Genomic DNA, 18499 nt, shown 5'->3' with positions numbered 1-18499 from the left:
AATTCCGTTCGCCACACAGGCGCTAACGCCATCAAGATCAATGGTCTAAACTTTGCAACAGATCCTTTGTCGACGGCCCGATAGAGGTATATCCATTTGCCGTGTCCACGAACATTTGTCTCGTCCATTTTCACCTCTACTTCCGATAAATTACATAAGGCCTCAAAAGATGGTCAAACGTCTATTTTTTAGTCTGTGCATTTTCGGGATTGGCCTATCCCCCAATAATGACCAAAGGCGGATCAGAGCGATCTGACATTCGATGGCTGCGAAAACTCGCCTTGCACGCACAAAACCACGGCTCTGGACAAACAACGCCGAGAAGACAAAAATAGCTGCATTCTCATCAAACTAATTCAGTTCAGGTGCTGCAATTGTCGCAAATTAAAAGGCCCAGCCAGAAGTTGGAATTGCCAGCCAGTGATGCAGACCGTCAAAAGCGTATTCTGGCGCTTTCTGGCGGCGGTGTGCGAGGCGTTGTCGAGGTCGCCTTGCTGGAGGCCGTCGAAAGCGCGCTGAAGGAACGATATGGCGAGACCACCCGAATTTGCGATGTCTTCGATCTGATCGGCGGAACGTCGACCGGAGCCCTGATTGCGGTAGCCCTGTCGCGAGGGGTTTCACTTGAAGAGGTCAAGCATTTCTACCTCACGCGGGCGGCGGCTTTTTTTCAAAAGCGCCGTTGGCTTTCGACACTACGCCACGTCGCTACCTATGACGGGGCAAAACTGGAACAAGAGCTGAAGGCTGTTATTGGGGATGCTACACTGGACGACCCCGGATTTCACACTCATTGCGCGATTGTAACAAAGCGGCTGGACACGGGCAGCCCCTGGATCATCAGCACAATCGACAAAGCTCCTTATTTCAACGAGAAGGAAGACAGCGACCATATTGCCAACCGGCATTTTAAAGTGTCCAGATTATTGCGTGCTGCAACGGCAGCCCCAACTTATTTCCAACAGTCGATGATTGAGATCGGGGGCGGCGTAACGGGCACCTTTGTGGATGGTGGATTGTCCCCGCACAATGATCCCAGCCTGGTTCTGTTAAAGCTGGCGCGTCTGCGGGCCTATGGTCTGGAATGGCCGCCAGGGGCCGACCGGATGTTTATTCTGTCGCTGGGGTCTGGTTACTTCCGCCACAGCCTGGATGCCAGGGTTGCAAAGCGGTTGGGACCTTTACCGCTGGCATATTACGCATTGCGGGGCATGACCTATGATTCCGAGATGCACACCATTGCAATGATGCAATGGTTGGGCACATCTCCGCGCCCGATCCAGATAAACTCAGAAATTGGCAATCTGGCAGAAGATGATCTGTGCGGGGATCCGGCATTTACATATCTCAGACTCGATTTACCGCTTTTGCAGGATGAGCTTGAGAAGGTTGGAATTCATGTCACCCAAAAAAAAATTAAAACGTATCAAAGTATTGACGACCCCACCATCATTTCCCCAATCTATGATCTGACCTGCGACTACATTGACAGGGCATTGGATATCAAAGCACTACTTGCCACTTGTCTGGGAGAGACATGAAAACCCGTTTTCCAATCACAATCATTGTTCTTCTTGCGCTATGCGCCATCACCTGTGTGACCGGTTACGTCGGCTGGGCGCGGTACTATGCGGATCTCGGCGGGTACAATTTCTTCGATGTGGCCTATCACACGCTTCTGGCTTTTGTAGGTGACAGCAGTTTTATCGACGATCCGCATTTGCCACCGCTTAACCCGTGGATCGAGGTTGCGCGGTTCACCGGCCTGTTCACCACTATTTCTGCGCTGATCGGCCTTGCTGCTGTTTACCTTGGCGATCAGGTTGTCCGTCTGCGCGCATTCTTTCGCAAAGACCATATCATCATGATCGGCGTGTCTAACTTTGCCTTAGACATGTATCGTGACAAGGGGCTAATCACTGTGTTCGACAGTGCTGAAAACCTGGAGAAGCTGACCGTGGACCGCCGCTCGGCGCATTTGCTGAAGATCCCGGGGCGGATAACGGAAAAGACTGGCACCTCGGCATTGATCGGATCGCCCGAGACGGTTGTATTCGGAGATGCCGACGCCGTTCTGAATGTCGAGCGCGCCCGCATCTGGCGATCGGAGACGGATCGGGCACCAGATGCCCGATTGGCCCTGCGGATCGAAGACGCGTCAATTCTGCGCGATCTTCAATTGCTTTCGGAAATCTTCAGTCAGGCGACGCTGTTTTCACGCTCAGAGACGATCGCACGAGCACTTGTGACCTCGATTGCGCCGAACGAACTTGCACTGACCAGAGGTCAGAAACGCGTACACGCTGTTCTGGTCGGGCTTGGTAGCATCAATCTGGCTGCCGCCGAAGAGTTGGCCTTGCGGTGCCACCACCCCCGGCTGGGGCCTGCTATTTTGACCATTGTGGACAAAAAACCGGATGAGGCGAAAGCGCGGGTAAGGCGTGAACGACCCGCTTTGTTCAATCCCGATCTGGACGGACATGTTGAAATCAATTTCGTTGGGCTGGATGCTCTGGAATGCCGCGCCGAAGGGCGGGCGGAAAAACTCTTGCAGCACGAAAACGAAAACCCGATCACAGCGGTGATTGTCGCAGCTGGAGAAGATGTCCGTAACGTCGCGATTGCCATGCGTTTGCGTCAGATGCAACAGGAACAGCTTTGCATGCGGGCTCCGATCTTCATGCGCAGTGATTCACTGGCCTCGATTTCCGCCGCTCCTTTCAGCGATCTGACAGGCGGTATTGTGCCTTTCGGAGGGCGCAGCCTTGATGAAGACGACATCGCGCTGAACGCGCTTTATCAAAAACTGGCGCGCACCATACATGAACGTTGGCGTAAATCGCCGGATGTTGTTCCGGACGACGCGAACGACTGGACCAATATGTCGAATGCGCAAAAACGGGCAAGCTATCGCGCTGCGCTGTCTGCCATCGAGATTTTTCTGGCGGCGGGCTTTGTGCCACCGATCGGGTCCAGAGTCGCAGGGCTGCGCTTGCAAGACACCGCTGGGAAGGCGGTCTTGACGGACACAGACCTGATCAGCGCACTGGCGGAAACCGAACACGAGAGATGGAACGTCGAGCGTTTGCTGGAGGCCTGGCAAAAGACCGGTGGTGACCGAGATGATGAGAAAAAACGCCATCGCCTGATACTGCCCTATGGCAAGCTTGTCGCGTTGGGGGAAGGGCACGAAAAGAAGGATGAAAAGAACGTCGAAGAAAGCCTGAACGAAGGGATCGAACAGTATAAGAAAGCAAAGGCTCTTCCGTGCTGGCGTATGCGCTGGCGCGTCGGCGTCATTGGTCCGCTACAAGTGGATGCGACGGAAACGACAAGCGCTGTTGCACAACTGCTGAAAAACCACCTGAGCGCGCTTTCTTCCCCCGAGGCCATTGATCTTGAAATCATAACCCCAGATGCGCCCGGATTTGATCGGGTGGCTGCCGTCGCATTGGCGCAGGCGTGGAAGACCCAGACCGGTCGGCCCGCCAGGATACTGACCATACATGCCGCAGGTGTATCGACAATAGACCAGATTGCGCTGAACAACCTGCGATCCTGTACTGAAACGCAAAAGGGCTTTGACGCGCTTGCGGCCGATGTGGCGGCTCAGCGCAAATCCCTGGAGGCCCTGGCCGCAGAAGGCCATTTGCTTCGCAAGATTGACCAACGTCCGCTGGGCATTTCAGATGCAGAGCTTTCGGGCAATCCGGAACAGTATAATGCGGTCATCAAAGAAGTTCAGAATGCGATCATGGCCCTTGCGGACGACATGATTTTCAAGAACCAGCCCGAAGCCGAATGGACTCAGCGCGGGATTGCTCACTGGAACAGCCTGAACAAAGGACCCGCCCTGCTGATTTAGGGTCTTGGGAGAAGGCTCGAGTTGAAACGGAAACAAAATCCGGCGTCGGTATTTGAAAGAAATTCCGACCTCAGGTGCATAGGTCATAACTGCCTGAAACAAGCAGGAGTGAGCCTATGCAACAAAACAGACTATCCGAAGCACCGAGTTTTTCAGGAGACTTGCCGGAACTGCCCCTGGGCCGGGCCGTTCCTAAGACACCTGAGAAAGCGGCGGGGTTTCTGCGGCCGGGTGAAGCTGAGCATTTTGGGCCACCGCAATGGATCACACCGCATCGTGAAGGGCACATCATCTCGGTCGCTCCAACCGGGTCCGGTAAAGGCGCAAGCCATCTGATCCCTGCATTGCTTAGCTGGCAGGGACCAACCGTAGTGCTTGACATCAAAGGTGAGGCCTGGGCGACAACCGCGCAGGCGAGACGGGAAATGGGGCATGAAACGGTGTTGCTTGACCCTTTCGTAATGTTCCCCGAAGAAGACGCTGGTGCCTTCAATGTGCTTGATCTGATCGACTCCAACCGCCCTGATTTTCAGGAAGAGTGTTATGCATTGGCCAGACGCATTGCACCGGATCGATCAGTCTGCGATCCGTTCTGGGATCAAAGTGCGACCCAGATGATCGCCGATCTCGTCGCATATGTTTGTGGTGAGATGCCGGCCGGGTTAAGGAACCTTTCCGAGATTGCGTATCAAGCAATGCAGCCGGGCAAGGACCTTGACCTGACCATGAAGGATTGCCGGCGGTCGGGAAATACGGTCGTGCGTAGGGCACTGGCGCAGTTGTCGGGGGCTGAGGCAAAGGTAAAGGCCTCGATCGTTTCTACCGCGCAGCGATGGATGCCGGTGTTTTCCAGCGGCCTGCTTCAGAGCGCGATCACCAAAACCACGTTTGATCCCGATGCTCTGGTCCGTGGGGACAATATCTCGATCTACATTGTTGTGCCGCCGCATCGTCTTGCAAATGCCGGGCCTTTGTTGCGGGTTTGGTTGGGGGCGATGATTTCTCTTTTTCAGACCAGAATAGCCTTACCAAAGCGCGAGACGCTTTTTCTGATCGATGAAGCGTGGCATCTGGGTTATCTGCCTGAACTGGAAACGGTCACAACTCTGATGCGCGGGTATGGTGTAAGGCTCTGGAGTTTCTGGCAGGATCTGGAACAGATCGCATCGCGATATCCAAAATCCGGTGCTACAATCCTAAATAACACGGCGACGATCTGCGGTTTCGGATTCCACAACAATGCGGCGCAAAGACAGTTTGCGGATCGTTTGGGGTTCCCCGAATGGGCTCACAAACCTCTGAAGCCCAGGCTTGCATTGCTGCACCTTGCGGGGCGGGAAGGTCAGTTGTTGAATCTGGAACGCTATTTCGAGATTGAAAGGTTTCAGTACCTGTCACGTTTGGCCCCGCTTAGTCCGGCGCGAACAGGGACAATTCATAGCTTCTGATGAATTGACATTTTTGGCAGACCTATCCAGAAATTAATGGGTTATGGTTGAGGTCACTATGCGGCGCGGTCAGGAATTTGCAAATTTCGTTCATGGTTTGCTGGTCACAGATGAACGCGGCCGGACTGCTGAAATCGCCAGTTCGATGGGAATGTCCTACGATGCGCTTTACGCGCGGCTGCGCAACCGGGTGGTGTTCTCGCCGGAAGAGATCAGAAGCCTTATATCGGTTCTGCCGGATGCGCGGATTGCCAGCTGGCTGCTTCTGGGAACCGGTTTTTTCGCGGCTGAACGCGGTGCACTGGACCAGCCCGACCTGGACGCCAGAGAAAGCCTGCGCCACTCTGTCATCCGTATGATTGTTGATGCGTCCGAGGCCGCGGCACAGGTCGAAACAGCCCTTAGCGACGGGCGGATCGACCATCGCGAAGCCGCGCAGATTCAAAAAGATATTCTGGCGGCTGAACGGGCCATTGCAACACTCAAGGCGCATGTCAAAGAATTCGGGACTCAGCAGTCTTGATGCCTAAGGCAAATGACATTCGATCCTGACAATGGCCGAGCGCCATTTATCGACCTCTTCGGGATTGGGAAACTGTCCGGCGGCCGCTTTCTCTTCCACAATTGGTTCAACATCGAACTGTTTCATAAAAGCCAACGCGTTTTTCCCACGTATGACCCATCCGACATTTTCAATGTTATCGGATTCCTGCCACGCTGTGTTGGCCTTGGCCGCCACAACAGCAACCTGTCGGCCGTTGGTGTCCAGGACCGGACCACCCGAGTTGCCCGGTTGGATCGGCGCTGTAATCTGAACGCGCGTACGATCTCCGTAAAGGCCAACTGTTGACGACACGGACCCCCGGGTAAAATTCAAAGCGCGGGAGTATTTGAACACCGGAAAGCCCATGACAGCGACCGTTTCCCCAAGTTGCGGGTTATCTGCGCGAAAACGGATCGGGCGCTTATTGACAAAAGCCGGTGCGCGCAAGAGAGCTAGGTCAAGTCGCACGTCAGTGCCCAGCAGCGATGCCGGGGTTCCATTGACCGTCAGGCTGCCACACCCTTCGACCACATGCCAGTTCGTCAAAACATGCCCGCTGCGCGTCACCAATGAACCCGAACCATTGCCGATCATGGTTTTAAACCAGTCCGGGACTGTTTTACCCACCGGGTCTTCGCCTCTGGCAATACGCTTGCGGCGTTCATCCGAAGAAAAGCGGGGGCCGGCGAACAGATCAAGACCGTTCAGAATCTGCGCCACGACCGGGCGCATCGCATCATAGGTGCTGTTTGACAACGACAGCTTTGCCAACTGAAATGAACCATTTCGGATATCGGCCAGATAAATCGAGCGGAGACCATCACCCTTTGCATCGATCACAAAGCCGGAGCTTGCGGATTTCGAGGTCAAAACCTCAGGGGCGGGGTCCTGTTCCTTCAATTGCTTAAGGAACACACGCATCGTTGTTGCCGGGTCCGAGTTGGAGACATCCATACTCCAAAGGCTCAGGGTCAAACCGGAATGGTGGGTGCCCTGAAACCGCAGCAGGTTCGGCGACTCCTTGTCCAGCTGCGGCGCGTCCATCAGCGCCGAGGGCAAAGTCGCGGAGATTCCGAACCAGCCAATGTCTCGTTTCGTAAAACGATACCCGGCGCGCGACATGCCTGCGCGCCGGGATAATGTACGGCGTTCCTCGCTGGTCAATCGACCGGTTGGTTCGTTGTCAATGCTGGACTGGAATTGACGTACGGCTTGACCGAGGCTGGATCGACCCAGCCCGTCAAGTGGCCCATCATAAAGCCCGATCCAGGCCAGATCCCGTTGCACAGATACAGTGGCCTGATCCGCCCGGACCGCCGGGGCCAGACCCAGTTCGCGCAATAATTCGACCGGAGGGCCGGACTGGGCCGCGCCGGCGGTCATGCAGGCCAGAAGCCCGGCCTGCAAAAGGCAGAAGAAGGACCTCATCCGCTCAGCAATACGTCGATGGCGTCCAAACTGCGATCGATGCTTTCGCGTGAGCGTGCATCTGCCTGGACCAGTTGGGCCTGTGTTGACTTGGCACGCGAAACATTTGGCGTCGCTGCACGCGCGGTGCGCTGTTGCTGGGTTGTAGCAGCGGCCTGACGGCTGATGATAGCCTGCTCAACCCCACCGGCCTGGGCTCCGGTCCGGACAAAATCATCGACCCGGTTTCCAATCCCGTTAAACGATGCTGAAATGATCTGATTGTCGACCGACGCGCGCCGTTTAAGCACCGTAAGCTCGGCGCGGGCAGCTTGGTTACTGATCGAACCTGCGCGCACCTTCTGTTCCAGCGCCTTGATCTGCTTTTGCCTGCATGACCGCAGCCCCGCCGAAGATTTCCCGGCCTGCGTCAGCAATTGGGTGGCGCTACCAGCCTGAGCGTTCACATTGCGCAACGTTTCTGCATCTGTAGCGCGCTGCTTTTTCTGTGTTTCTGCGGTGGCTACACCCGACACGGCACCGCCAATCAGGGCACCGATCAGCGCCCCTTCACCGTCGCCGGTCACGGCAGCGCCAATCGCCGCCCCGGCCAGCGCACCAAGTGCGGCGTTCTGAACTTTCAGGTTGTTGGCTTTTTGCCGTGCATCCACGATGGATTGCTGGAAGGGACTGCAACTGTCCTTGGGATCAACTGCACCTGGCGCCAGCGTGATGGCCTCATCACAGGCCGAAAGAGCAACCATGGAAACAAGCGCCATAGTCGCCGCTCCCCTATGCAAAACGGGTTTATTAAATCTGAAACTCATAACTATCCTTTCGTTACTATCTGATCAGGGCTGGAGCTTTGGAAAATCCTGTTTTCTACGCGCGCGCGACGAATCCAATTCATCAAGCCAATCGGCACGCAGTGTTTCGGTTATCCGGCCTCTTGCGGCGCGGACCTGCTGGTGATGGTTTTCGAACAGTTCCAGATAAGAGCCGAATAATTCAACATTAAAGCCGTTGACGCCGCTGCGGCTGGCAGCCAGCTGTTGCTGCACAAACGCTTTGGGTCGTGCTCCCAATTCACTGTGGACCTGAAGATACAAATCGAACGACGCCTGAATGCGCTGTTCGTAAATGCCAATCAGCCGTGCCGCTTGGTCAAGTTTCGCTTGATCGTCTTCGGTCAGATTGGAAACGCCGCGCAGATCTTCAATCCGCGCCATTACATTGTAGATATTGGCCCCGGTGCGGTTAATCAGGTTTGAGGTTACGACACCAGACCGGATAGTCAGCAATGTGCTGGCCCGCGCTTCCTGCGCCAGCCGCGCCTCAAGCCGCTCCAACTCGATCTGCAACGCCTCGGACTGGTCCGCGAGTTGCTGTTGGGTCAGCTCTCCTTCAGAAAGTGACCGCCGCAGCTTGTTCACCTCGGACGCCAGTGCGGACTGATCGCCAGAGGCCAGGCCCACCCCTTGTTCCAGTAGCGCCTCGCGCCCGGTCATTAGCGCTTGTTCATAGGATTCGTTCAGGCGACCTTCGGTATAGGCCTGAGGGACGCCTCCCTCTTGTGCCAACCCATTGCGGCGGCCGCTGAACACAGGTGCCGAAACAGCAAAGCGCGCGCCCATTGTGCGTGTTCGCCCCTCACCCGACAGACCGAACAGTGCGGCGGCCTCAATTCGACGACCCACGGTGTTGTTCTCGCGAAACAGGGCAGAACTGCCACCCTTGGTGATAACACCCCCAACTTGCCCCCCAAGACCGTCGGGGCGTGTGACCCGAAACAGGTCCAACATGATTTCCTCGGCGTTGCAGACGACGTCATAAAGACCAAGCGAATTGGGCATCTTGCGCCCAACGGGCGCCAGCAGAACCCCCGCAGTTCGTGGCTTGTCCACGCAGACTTCGGACAGAGAAGCGGCCTTGATCGCGCCGTTTTCGTCTCGGATGGCAGGAAGTCTGTTAGAGCGGGCTTGCGCGGTTACCTGTCCGGCCCCACCGCGTGCGGCAAATTCCCACTCTGCCTCAGTCGGCAATCTGACATAGCCAGTCGCGCCCTGTTCCCACGGTACATCAGGCAGGGCACCATCTGCGATCCGATCCGCGTCACGTACAACCAGCCAGTTGGAATAGGCGCGCGAAAACGCAACGGCATCAAACCAGGACAAATCTCCCTGTGCAGCAATCGAACGTAGGTTGGTATCTTGCAAAACCGCCTCAAGCGGTTTGCAGGCGTCGCTGCCAGCTACTGTGGTTTGATCGTGGGGAAGATCGAATAGGCCCAGATCGTGAATGGCCCATTGGATTGTCGTCAGTTCATAGCGCGCCAGATAGTAAGCCCGTGCTGATAGTGAGTTCAAGCCACTGGTTACCGCATTTTCTTCCTTGTCAGAGATTGAAAACGCACCTGACACCGGCATCCTCCAGGCTCCGTTAGACAACACGGTCTGTGGCGTCTCTGATGCGATATCTACCGACCGGCCAAAATTCCCGGCCACTTGATCCAGAGGATGCGCGACGGGGACATCAATACGTTGAAAAACCATCGCGCGACCACATGGCATAGGAAGATGCAACACAGTTGGAACCGTAGCACCGGTCGCTTTTTCCGGGCACGAGATTGGGCCAAGCTCTGTGGCTCCATTTTCAATCTGCGCCTGGCGCGACGCGGCCCAGCTTGCCGGATCATCAATCTGGCACCAGTCAGATTGACCACCGATTGGCTCTGAGCCTTCTGCCAGTGCCCCGCTATCGGGCAAAACGACAAGACCGAGAACGGCAAGCAGAAATCGCAGATCAATCATGACGCAATCCTTTTCTGGGTTCGATCGTGGTGGCACGCAGTCCGGCGATTGATCCTGCCACACCTCCGGCCAGCACCGTTGCCCCAAGTGCGACGGCGAAATGCGAAACAGCGAGAAAGGACACGCGGCCTTCCAGACCGCCCAGCCCACTGAAAACGGTATTCACAATCGGTTGCGAAACTGCCGCCAGCCCACAAGCCAGCAACGCCCCGATACCCGAAATAGCCATACCCTGAATCGACGGCATCAGGGATACCTCAGCCGTTGTCAGACCCAAAAGCCGCAAGATCGCCAGTTCCCGGGCCTTTTCGGAAACGCTGGCCAACAGATGAAGGCCTAGCGTCAACAAAAATCCGACCGCGCCTAAAATTGTGATGGCGAAAAACACGATGGACAGAGCGCGTTCAATCACCAGCACACGAATGACATCTTCGGCACGAGTGCGCACATCCAGACCGTCCTGCAGCAGCGCGTCGCGGACAACCGGGACATCGCGCACGTCGCGAGTATACAGACGAAAGCTTGAAAAACTTTTGCGCTCGGGCCGCAGCAGGGTCAGACCTCCATCCCGATCGGCCCAGTCCAACGCAGGTACGGCAAACCCCTGACGCCAGGTTTCAACGGCATCTTCAAACGCAGGGGTCACGAATATATCGTCGGTTTGCAACCGGTCCCGCGACAATATGCCTGTCACCTTCGCGCGATGACGGACCGCCTGGCGGTCTTCGCCAACCGTGCGCTGAATGATAAGTTCAACCTCATTGCCGACCTCGATCTTTGCTTCGATAGCAATGCGCGTGGTGACGAGGATATCGTCAAGGCCACGAGGGGGGTCAATGCCCGTGATCAGCGGGTCATTCGCAACCGTAGGAACCATTCGGGTATCCAGTAATTGCCGCCCGTCCGGGCTTCGCAACCGCACAGATGCCGCAAGAAAATTACCGCGCGGCAGAATAAAGTCCACATCGTTCCGGGTTGCGATGGTCTCAAACCAGCTAGGTGACAATTGCGTGTCCCGCACCAACCGGATCTCGCGTACATTCGGGTCACCGCGCAGAGTTTCGATCAGGTTGCTGACCACTCCGTATTTCAAGCCGAAAAGGATCAGCAAAGGCAGCAAAGCTGCTGCGACCGCTACACTGAAGCATATGGTGGTGCCCCACCCATGGGTAAGATCGCGAAAGGCTAGGTTCAGAACTTGTGACCACCGGATCCGGTTCATGCGGCCTCCAGTGTTGCATGGCGCCAGGTGTCACCTTCGGTCACGGTCACGCGGAACAGCTCGAACCCGTGACGCTCAATAAGGGGGGCGTTGTGGCTGGCTACGATCTGGGTTGTCGCAACCGCATCGGTCGAATGGACCATCGCGGACATCACCGCTTCGGACGTGATCGGGTCCAGCGCGGCGGTGGGCTCGTCAGCCAGCATCAACGGAACCCCAGCAGCCAGGGCGCGCAACACCGCTGCCCTTTGTTTCTGCCCACCCGACAGGTCGGATTGCAGCCGGTCGAGGTACTTACCCAAACCCAAAGCATCCGCCATGGCCTCAATCTGTTCGGTGTTCAACCCCCCGCCGGACAACTGCGCGCTGAGCCTGGCATTTTCCAGCACGGAAAGATACGGCAGCAAGCCACCATCCTGCATCACAAAACCGATTGTGCGCGCCCGTAATTGTGCCAGCTGGCTCGTCCGCCGCTCTAGCAGGGCCGGAATAAGGTCGATCGCGGCGATGGTTCGCTCAGGTCTGAAATCGAACCGGGCCACCTGATCCGGCCAGGCGAGCAGTCCCAAAAGCTCAAGAAAGCTGGTCTTGCCGCTGCCACTTTCGCCGATCAAACCAATGCGCGCGCCTGCGTGAACCTTAAATTCGGGCACTGAAAGCCTGAATTCAGGGGCATCGCCTCGACCGGGCCGCACAATGTGCAACCCCGACACGTGCAGCATCACCGGTGTATCCATGCCCACGCCCTTCAGGGAAGGATCGATAGTCTGATAGGCGAGACCTGAAGCAACGGATCGTTGCTGCCGAAATCGTGCCACAGGTCTGTCTGTTCAAACACCGCCTGATAGGATTTACGCTTGGCGTCAAGCTGTTCCATGAACTCGGATCGCGAGGCTGGGCTGAGGCTGCTCCAGTCCTGCAGGTCAAGGTACAAAATCTCGCTGCGATACGGCAAATTCTGCAAAAAGCTCGGTAGAATGGCTCTCATCGCCTCGCGGTCATTGTTGCGTACCACATCGGGATCAGTTGCAGTTTGCGCAGCCAGTGCCTGCAAATTATCAAAGAAGGCTTGCGGATCGTCCCCGCCACTGCGGAAAGCATCGACGATGCTCCCGAGTTGTTTGTCCAGCGAACTGAGCTGATTTCGGGTCAGGAACACCTTCACTTCAAGGGTTTCCAGGTTCGGATCCAGAAGATCACGGTCCGAGGTCCAGCCGGCCAGAAAACTGGGCGCGCTGCCATCCGCGACCGAGGCCAGACTTTCCAGTTGGGCGCGGAATATCTCGTTCACCGCGGCGGCGGCGACATCGTCCTCAGGCACCTCTTCCAGTTCCAGAACGTCATCAACACTCAGGACTTTGCCCGCATTCACCTCAAAGATGGCTTTGGCCATCTGATCGGTTAACGACGTCATCCTTGCCAGAAACGAGTCCGGGTTCGTTGCGTCCAGCGCAAAGTACTTTTCGCTGTTGATGTCTCCGGTCTCGGCAAGGGATTCGTATTGCGGGCGTGCAAGATCAGCATTTCCGTTGCGCTGATTGGCAGGTGTCAGAAGGTGAATAGGCAAGATTGCAATATTCTTGTTGCGGGCCAGTTCTGCCACGGATTGTGGGGTATGGCCGGGATATTTGGCTAGAGGGTCCTCACCCGCCCGCATCGACGCGTCCGAAATGAAAACGACCAACCGAGCATCATAAGGTGTCCAGTCATTTCGCTCGATTGCTTCGACCAGACCAGCCAGACCATCTTCCTGAAACTGAACCGTGGGCGCATTCGCTTCCCGCATCTTGTTCATGTTTCCAAGAACCTGCTCGGCCGGTGCTTCTGGGTCGAGGGGTTGGAACAACTTGGTAGTGTATTCAACGCCCTCAGCCTGTTCCACCTCATCGCGAAAACCAAGCAATGAGAAAGAGACGAAGCTGGCGCTTTCGAACTGCTGAAAGCTATCGTAGAAAGACTGAATGGCGGTTTGCGTTCGCTCAATGAACGGTCGCATTGAAATTGTGGTATCAACAACAAAGACAACACCGACACGAAGCACACCGTCCTGTTCTGCGGCACTTTCGAGATCCGTGTCAAAGCTGTTGGTATCTTCTACCGAAATATCCTCGGCATCCGCGGGGACAGCCGCAACCTGCAGTAAGTTGGTTTCGATGGTGCCGTCAAACAACTCGGATCGCCAATCCAGAATGGGCAGCAGATAGGGCTGGTTGCCAAATGTCACGCCCGAGGCGGGTTCCATCGCGACCAGTCTTTGATCCCAGTTCGGAGTCGACCCGGCCTCACTCGCCAATCGTTTGCGTTCGACTTCAATGCTATCATAAATTTCGCCAGCCTCGACCGCATAGGAAAACGATCCGACAATATCCGAAAGGGTCGTATCATCGCGGAAAAACAGAACGTCGCTGCGTTTGCCCTTTGGCGCGAATTCCATCACCAGCATGTTGCTCCAGCGCAGGGTCTGGTCAGCTTCCACCCATCCCTGAGTTCCTTCACGCAACGAAGTGCTGACCTTCAGCCAATCGCCACCGTTGGCACGGCTTTCGTCAAAAACATAAAGCACAGAAAACGTGGGCAGCGGGCTTTCGTCGGCATCGTCACGCGGTTCGGCCTTCATCACAGCTGACGGCAAAGACAGCACGCGACGGAACAGGTTGGGGTTGTCGGGCGCAGACATCGGGGTCGTTTGTGCAGGACCGCCAGGTGTTTCTTCGACCACTTCGGTAGTGCTGTCTTCGCCATCAGTGTTTTCAGGGTCCTGCTGATCTTCGCCACCCGGCGCCTGATCGGCAACTTGTGCATCGTCTTCGGACGTTCCACTGGTTTCAGGCTCTTCGGTGGTTGCGGCGCCACCTGCGCTGTCTTCGTCAGGCGCCGCATCGGCTGCGGCGGCCTCATTGGCCTGTTCGAGCGTTTCTATGGCCTCAGCGCGATCCTGAATTTCAGCCTCATAGGTGGCGACGGCCTGTCCGAACGCATCGATCTGATCACGATATTCTTCGACAGACGGCGTCGGATTGCCGTCTGCATCGCAGCTCCACTGTAATGCACCGTCCTCACTCAACAGTACAGTTGGCGCCTTGGGTACATCAGGCAAGGGTGGTACCTGCTGTTGCACCGAGTCTGGAAGCGCCCGGATCAAAAAAACCTGCCCATCTGCACGGCTGGTTAGTTTATCGACTTTGGTCAGCAGTTTTTGGAGGTCAGCCTTCAGTTCGGCACCTTCAGCCAGGGTCGTAGGGCTGCATTCTTCTGCAAAGGACATTTGGGCGAAAAGCGCCAGAATAAACGCCGAACAAGAGGTTTTAAACATAATTTACTCCAAACAAACTAGTTTAAAGAATACGAGATTCTATTAACCACGCAAGTATCGTGAGGCGCGATTATCGTCGTAAGCATCGCGCCATTGAATCACCGTTGCCCGAATTCGGCGCCAGACAGATTTGCACGGTACGGACCACAGAATAGGCCGGACTGCCCGGGTCGATCCTGGCGCTTCGGATGGCCGAGAACATCACCGTCGCGGCCAGCATCACCGTGCAAATCCCAATCATCACGCGCCACTGCCATTTGCCCGTCCAGCCGACCAAAAAGGCCAAAGTTGAAACCTTTTCAGTCCGACGTTGCGACTGCAGCGCAAGAAGCACGTCCAGATGCAGCAGTGCCCATCGCAGGATGCGGGACATGATCAGCAGAAACGCCGCGCACAGCAAGACAAAACCCACTTGTTGCAGCATCAATGGTAAGCCCCCGACCAGGGATACAAACAATCGCTGCAGTGCATCAGGAACAAGATAGCCAAGCATATTCGTCTCTTAATGTCGGATTAGTTTAGGTCCTTGGGGTCATCCGCGGGTTTAGGCAGTTCATTGATTCCGACAGAGCCCGTATTGGTGGCACCAGGGCCGCTCATTTCGGGGCTCGTAATCATCTTTTGACGTGCCTTTTTAAGCAATCCGATATGCACGAGGTCAGGATCGTCTTCCCGCTCGGCCTCCCGGATCAGTTTGGTCATTTCATCTGCTTGTTTGGCTGTATCAAGCGTCACATCATTCTGAATAAGCTGGAATTTCTGGAACCTTGCCAACGTTTTTTCCAAACGATCAACCAACCCGTCTTCTCCGCGCGACTGGGCAAGCAGAATTTTTGACGGCAAGCCGGTCATGACCGCCTCGATTTCGCTTTCTGCCTTCAGCTCTTGGGGCAGCTGAACCTTGATCACCGCACGCTGAATGTGGAAGGGCCCGCAATTCAGACTGCCGCCCCGCTTGGGATCAACGATCTCCGTCAGTTCCTTCTGGAACGCCCGATCCTGCATGGCATCATGTTTTTCAGCCATGGAATGTGCCTCATCGGTGAGGGCCGTTTTCACGAATTGCGTAATCGGATCAGTGACCGGCAAAAGCTCGGAAACCCGTGTTTTTGTCACTGCGCAGGTCACATCAAATCGGACTTTGAAATGCAACTCTCCGATGCCCGACCTGACATCAGATTCAAAGGAAACGTCCTGCGGGGTCATATCCACGTGGTAAAAATGAGTGTAGGTGCCCAGAATCCTTTGCCCGATCGACAACTTTGCAAATTCGCCCAGAGCCACAAGCTCGTTGTTTTTCGTGCGCCCCCAGATTTCCCAACCAGGCTTGGGAGAGGGAAGGCTGTCCAATGGTACGACCAGACTCATTTCGGTCCTTTCTGTTCAATCCACAATGAATGAGACGTCCTGCGCTGACATGTATTTTTGACAGCCCCGCAGCAGGTGCGCTTCGCGCCCCGTGCCGCTGGCTTTGATCTGCTGATGGCAGCGCCTGAGGAACACCAAATAGGGATCATTTTCCCCGGTTTTTCTGTGCGCACTCTTGTTGCGCTCTTTCGAGAACTCGCGGCAGACCACGTTCATGTGCTGAACGGCGCGATAGTCCGATCCGGGTTGCGCCTTGGCCAGCGCCGCACGAGTGAAGCCGGTGACAATGCTGTCCAGAACCGTGCTGTCACGTTTGCCAAGATCAAAAACCAACTCCTCAAGCGTCAGGCGCTGCGGTGCGCTTTTGAGGTAAAGTGGCATCCGTTCGAAGGCGGACAGGAACATCCACAACGGCAACTGGCGTCGGATCAGCTTTTTCCGATCCGAGATCGGGTGATCCGTCCATTCGGCAAGAGCCACAAGAAACTGGGCGGAATAAGTTCCGCTGCTGGCCCGGACCGCCTCACCATTGCGGCCTTCATAAGTGACGTCCACCCCTGTGTCGTCTCCGTCTTGCGGGGCGCCCGTTTCAGCGTCGTCTGGTGCCTCATCATGCTTGGCGCTGTCATCAGCCACCGGCGTTTCTGTCTGATTGTTCGGAGCATCCTGCGATTCTTCACCGGACATCGCGATGTTGAGGTCCAAAGACGGGGCCGTCTCGTCTTTTGCGCCCCACAAAACGGGGCTGCGAAGAATCACCCCGCGCAGGTCATGGCCGGATTGCCCGGGCGCCCGCACGTGCCTGCCGGCTTTTTTGAGCAGTTTTATAGCAGGTTCCGGGCTGCGCTCGGCCAACGCGTCCAATGCAATAACAATGGCAAGATAACGCCCTACCCCCGGTTTCAGCCAATCTGCGTCGTAAACTTCTTCAAGAATTTCCAAGACACGTCGGCGGTTGGCGGGTTCGTCATAGGCCGCGGCAAGCAATTGGGAAAACACCGTCAGTTCATTTTGTGAGATTGGCGTGCGCAGAAGCTGCCACAACATCTCGTATTCCAGCCCATTCAGGTCGATACGGGCTAGGTGGGTCAATCCCCGGCCAAGATGCAACGCCAGCGATCTGTGCGCGTTACTTTTGAACATGTTCTGCAGCCAATTGACAAACAGCGTACGTACTTCCGGTTGCTCGGTCCACAGGTATTGCAGCAGCCGCGCCGCATGCCCCGGTTGTTTGAACTCTACCAGTTGCTCACCTCTGTTGTGGCCTGCCTCGGGCACGAGGCGATGCGCGCCAATACTCTCCAGCAGTGCGCTTTGACCGGGCCCGCCGAACACCCGAGGCAGGGCGTTGGTTTCCTCTTCGGTCATCGGGCGCAGCTTGTCCTCGATAAGCTCTTGCAACCATCGGGCCGCGTCATTGATCAAAAAGGGCCGCTCTCCCTCAAGCAGCATAACAGCCAGCGTCAGCGCCTGACGTTCGACCAGATTTTCGCCACTCACCGGCCACCCGGCCGCGCCGGCGTCGGCCGTATAGGTCGGCAGGTTCTCCGACGCCCGCCCCCCTGCTTTGATATAGGCCTTGAAGGCGTTGACGTGGGTCCAGAACTCCTGAGACGAGACCACATCCCCGATCGATTCGACCTTCAGTCCGTGGAATCGGCTGAGCTGTTCAAAATCGTTCTTCAGCGATATGCGGCCAACGATGACGGGGTAGATGTGTTTGATCCCGGCATCAATCGCCATATTGATTTCTTTGAAGACATAACTTGTGGCCGAACCATCTTCGCGTGGGTCAAGGATGTCGCGTGTGACGAAGATGATAAAAACTTCGGACGCCCGGATCTTTCGCTCCAGTTGAGGTTCCCATTCACCGGGTTTCAGGTGATTGTCCCAGTAGACAGACAATCCCTGTTCTCTGAGAAATTGTATCACCGGCTCGATGAGCGCCTTGTTCTTATGTGTATAGGACACGAAAATCTGGTCCATCGACATCCCTTTAACTTCAACCCAACGCGTTCATCGAAATCACTTTTTCGAAATGTGCGCCGCTGGGGCGCATATAGTCAACTTGTTCCCGTCAAATCGGCACCAATTTCGCACCTGCCCAAACTCAATGGGGATGTCACTGTGCCCTTGATTACTGGACGCAAACACATTCTGGGACAGTTGAACCGATTTTGTACCCTTTATTCTCGGATATCCACAGGCTAGCGGCGACTTTTTTGAGGGTGCGATCCGCACATCGGAGCAATTCCGCACGGTCTGCATTTACACCGAGTTGTTCGATTGCTTTTTTTGCCGTCGCCAGAAAATCGGGTTTCGTTGGTTTGTCGGGTTTTTGTGCCGGGAACCAGGCCTTCTGAATTTTGCGATCATTTGTTAGCGGGCTCGGCAAGCTGCCAGAAAGGTGAACCAGTTGATCCAGAAAACTACGCTGGCCAGGGAATGCCATGCGCAGCCTATCTCGTGCGGTAGGATCACGATGCAACGCAATAGATACGGCCACCAATGGTCGCGTCATC

Annotated in this window: 14 protein-coding genes; 4 read left to right on the top strand and 10 right to left on the bottom strand. The window is 55.8% G+C overall.

Going from position 1 to position 18499, the window contains the following annotated elements:
• Positions 1–365: 365 nt before the first annotated feature.
• The 4 genes from ACR0LF_RS06635 to ACR0LF_RS06620 all read left to right on the top strand — a co-directional run bounded on the left by ACR0LF_RS06635 (position 366) and on the right by ACR0LF_RS06620 (position 5836).
• On the top strand, positions 366–1541 hold the full coding sequence (locus ACR0LF_RS06635; protein ID WP_480580437.1) for a patatin-like phospholipase family protein: 1176 nt from the start codon (positions 366–368) through the stop codon (positions 1539–1541).
• On the top strand, positions 1538–3865 hold the full coding sequence (locus ACR0LF_RS06630) for a hypothetical protein (protein WP_480580439.1): 2328 nt from the start codon (positions 1538–1540) through the stop codon (positions 3863–3865). Before ACR0LF_RS06635 ends, ACR0LF_RS06630 begins: the two co-directional genes overlap by 4 nt.
• Positions 3866–3981: 116 nt before the next feature.
• Positions 3982–5313, top strand: coding sequence for a type IV secretory system conjugative DNA transfer family protein (locus ACR0LF_RS06625; protein WP_480580441.1), 1332 nt, complete (start codon positions 3982–3984; stop codon positions 5311–5313).
• A gap of 43 nt (positions 5314–5356) precedes the next feature.
• Positions 5357–5836: a phage regulatory CII family protein gene (locus ACR0LF_RS06620; RefSeq protein ID WP_480580443.1), complete on the top strand. Its 480-nt coding sequence runs from the start codon at positions 5357–5359 to the stop codon at positions 5834–5836.
• A 3-nt stretch (positions 5837–5839) separates the two neighbouring features.
• Here ACR0LF_RS06620 and ACR0LF_RS06615 read toward each other — a convergent pair whose 3' ends face one another.
• The 10 genes from ACR0LF_RS06615 to ACR0LF_RS06570 form a co-directional block, all read right to left on the bottom strand.
• Positions 5840–7285, bottom strand: a complete 1446-nt coding sequence (locus ACR0LF_RS06615; RefSeq protein WP_480580445.1) for a trypsin-like peptidase domain-containing protein — start codon at positions 7283–7285, stop codon at positions 5840–5842.
• Positions 7282–8043: a glycine zipper domain-containing protein gene (locus tag ACR0LF_RS06610; protein ID WP_480580447.1), complete on the bottom strand. Its 762-nt coding sequence runs from the start codon at positions 8041–8043 to the stop codon at positions 7282–7284. Before ACR0LF_RS06610 ends, ACR0LF_RS06615 begins: the two co-directional genes overlap by 4 nt.
• A 72-nt stretch (positions 8044–8115) precedes the next feature.
• Positions 8116–10074, bottom strand: coding sequence for an SUMF1/EgtB/PvdO family nonheme iron enzyme (locus ACR0LF_RS06605; protein WP_480580449.1), 1959 nt, complete (start codon positions 10072–10074; stop codon positions 8116–8118).
• A complete protein-coding gene (locus ACR0LF_RS06600) occupies positions 10067–11296 on the bottom strand; it encodes an ABC transporter permease (protein ID WP_480580451.1) in 1230 nt (409 codons plus the stop codon). Before ACR0LF_RS06600 ends, ACR0LF_RS06605 begins: the two co-directional genes overlap by 8 nt.
• Positions 11293–12033 carry an ATP-binding cassette domain-containing protein gene (locus tag ACR0LF_RS06595; protein WP_480580453.1) on the bottom strand — a complete coding sequence of 247 codons (741 nt, stop codon included), beginning with the start codon at positions 12031–12033 and terminating at the stop codon, positions 11293–11295. Before ACR0LF_RS06595 ends, ACR0LF_RS06600 begins: the two co-directional genes overlap by 4 nt.
• Positions 12034–12044: 11 nt before the next feature.
• On the bottom strand, positions 12045–14609 hold the full coding sequence (locus ACR0LF_RS06590; RefSeq protein ID WP_480580455.1) for a vWA domain-containing protein: 2565 nt from the start codon (positions 14607–14609) through the stop codon (positions 12045–12047).
• Positions 14610–14679: 70 nt separating this feature from the next.
• Positions 14680–15102, bottom strand: a complete 423-nt coding sequence (locus ACR0LF_RS06585) for a hypothetical protein (protein ID WP_480580457.1) — start codon at positions 15100–15102, stop codon at positions 14680–14682.
• A gap of 20 nt (positions 15103–15122) precedes the next feature.
• The gene (locus ACR0LF_RS06580) at positions 15123–15977 is read right to left on the bottom strand and encodes a hypothetical protein (RefSeq protein WP_480580459.1); all 855 of its coding nucleotides are present in this window, start codon (positions 15975–15977) and stop codon (positions 15123–15125) included.
• 15 nt (positions 15978–15992) lie between these two features.
• Positions 15993–17963, bottom strand: a complete 1971-nt coding sequence (locus ACR0LF_RS06575; protein WP_480580461.1) for a toll/interleukin-1 receptor domain-containing protein — start codon at positions 17961–17963, stop codon at positions 15993–15995.
• Between the two features lie 151 nt (positions 17964–18114).
• Positions 18115–18429: a hypothetical protein gene (locus ACR0LF_RS06570; protein ID WP_480580463.1), complete on the bottom strand. Its 315-nt coding sequence runs from the start codon at positions 18427–18429 to the stop codon at positions 18115–18117.
• Positions 18430–18499 lie beyond the last annotated feature (70 nt).

Source organism: Ruegeria sp. E8 (assembly GCF_056533985.1).
Note: the sequence above shows the minus strand (reverse complement) of the source record. Positions and strands in the feature narration are given on the sequence as shown.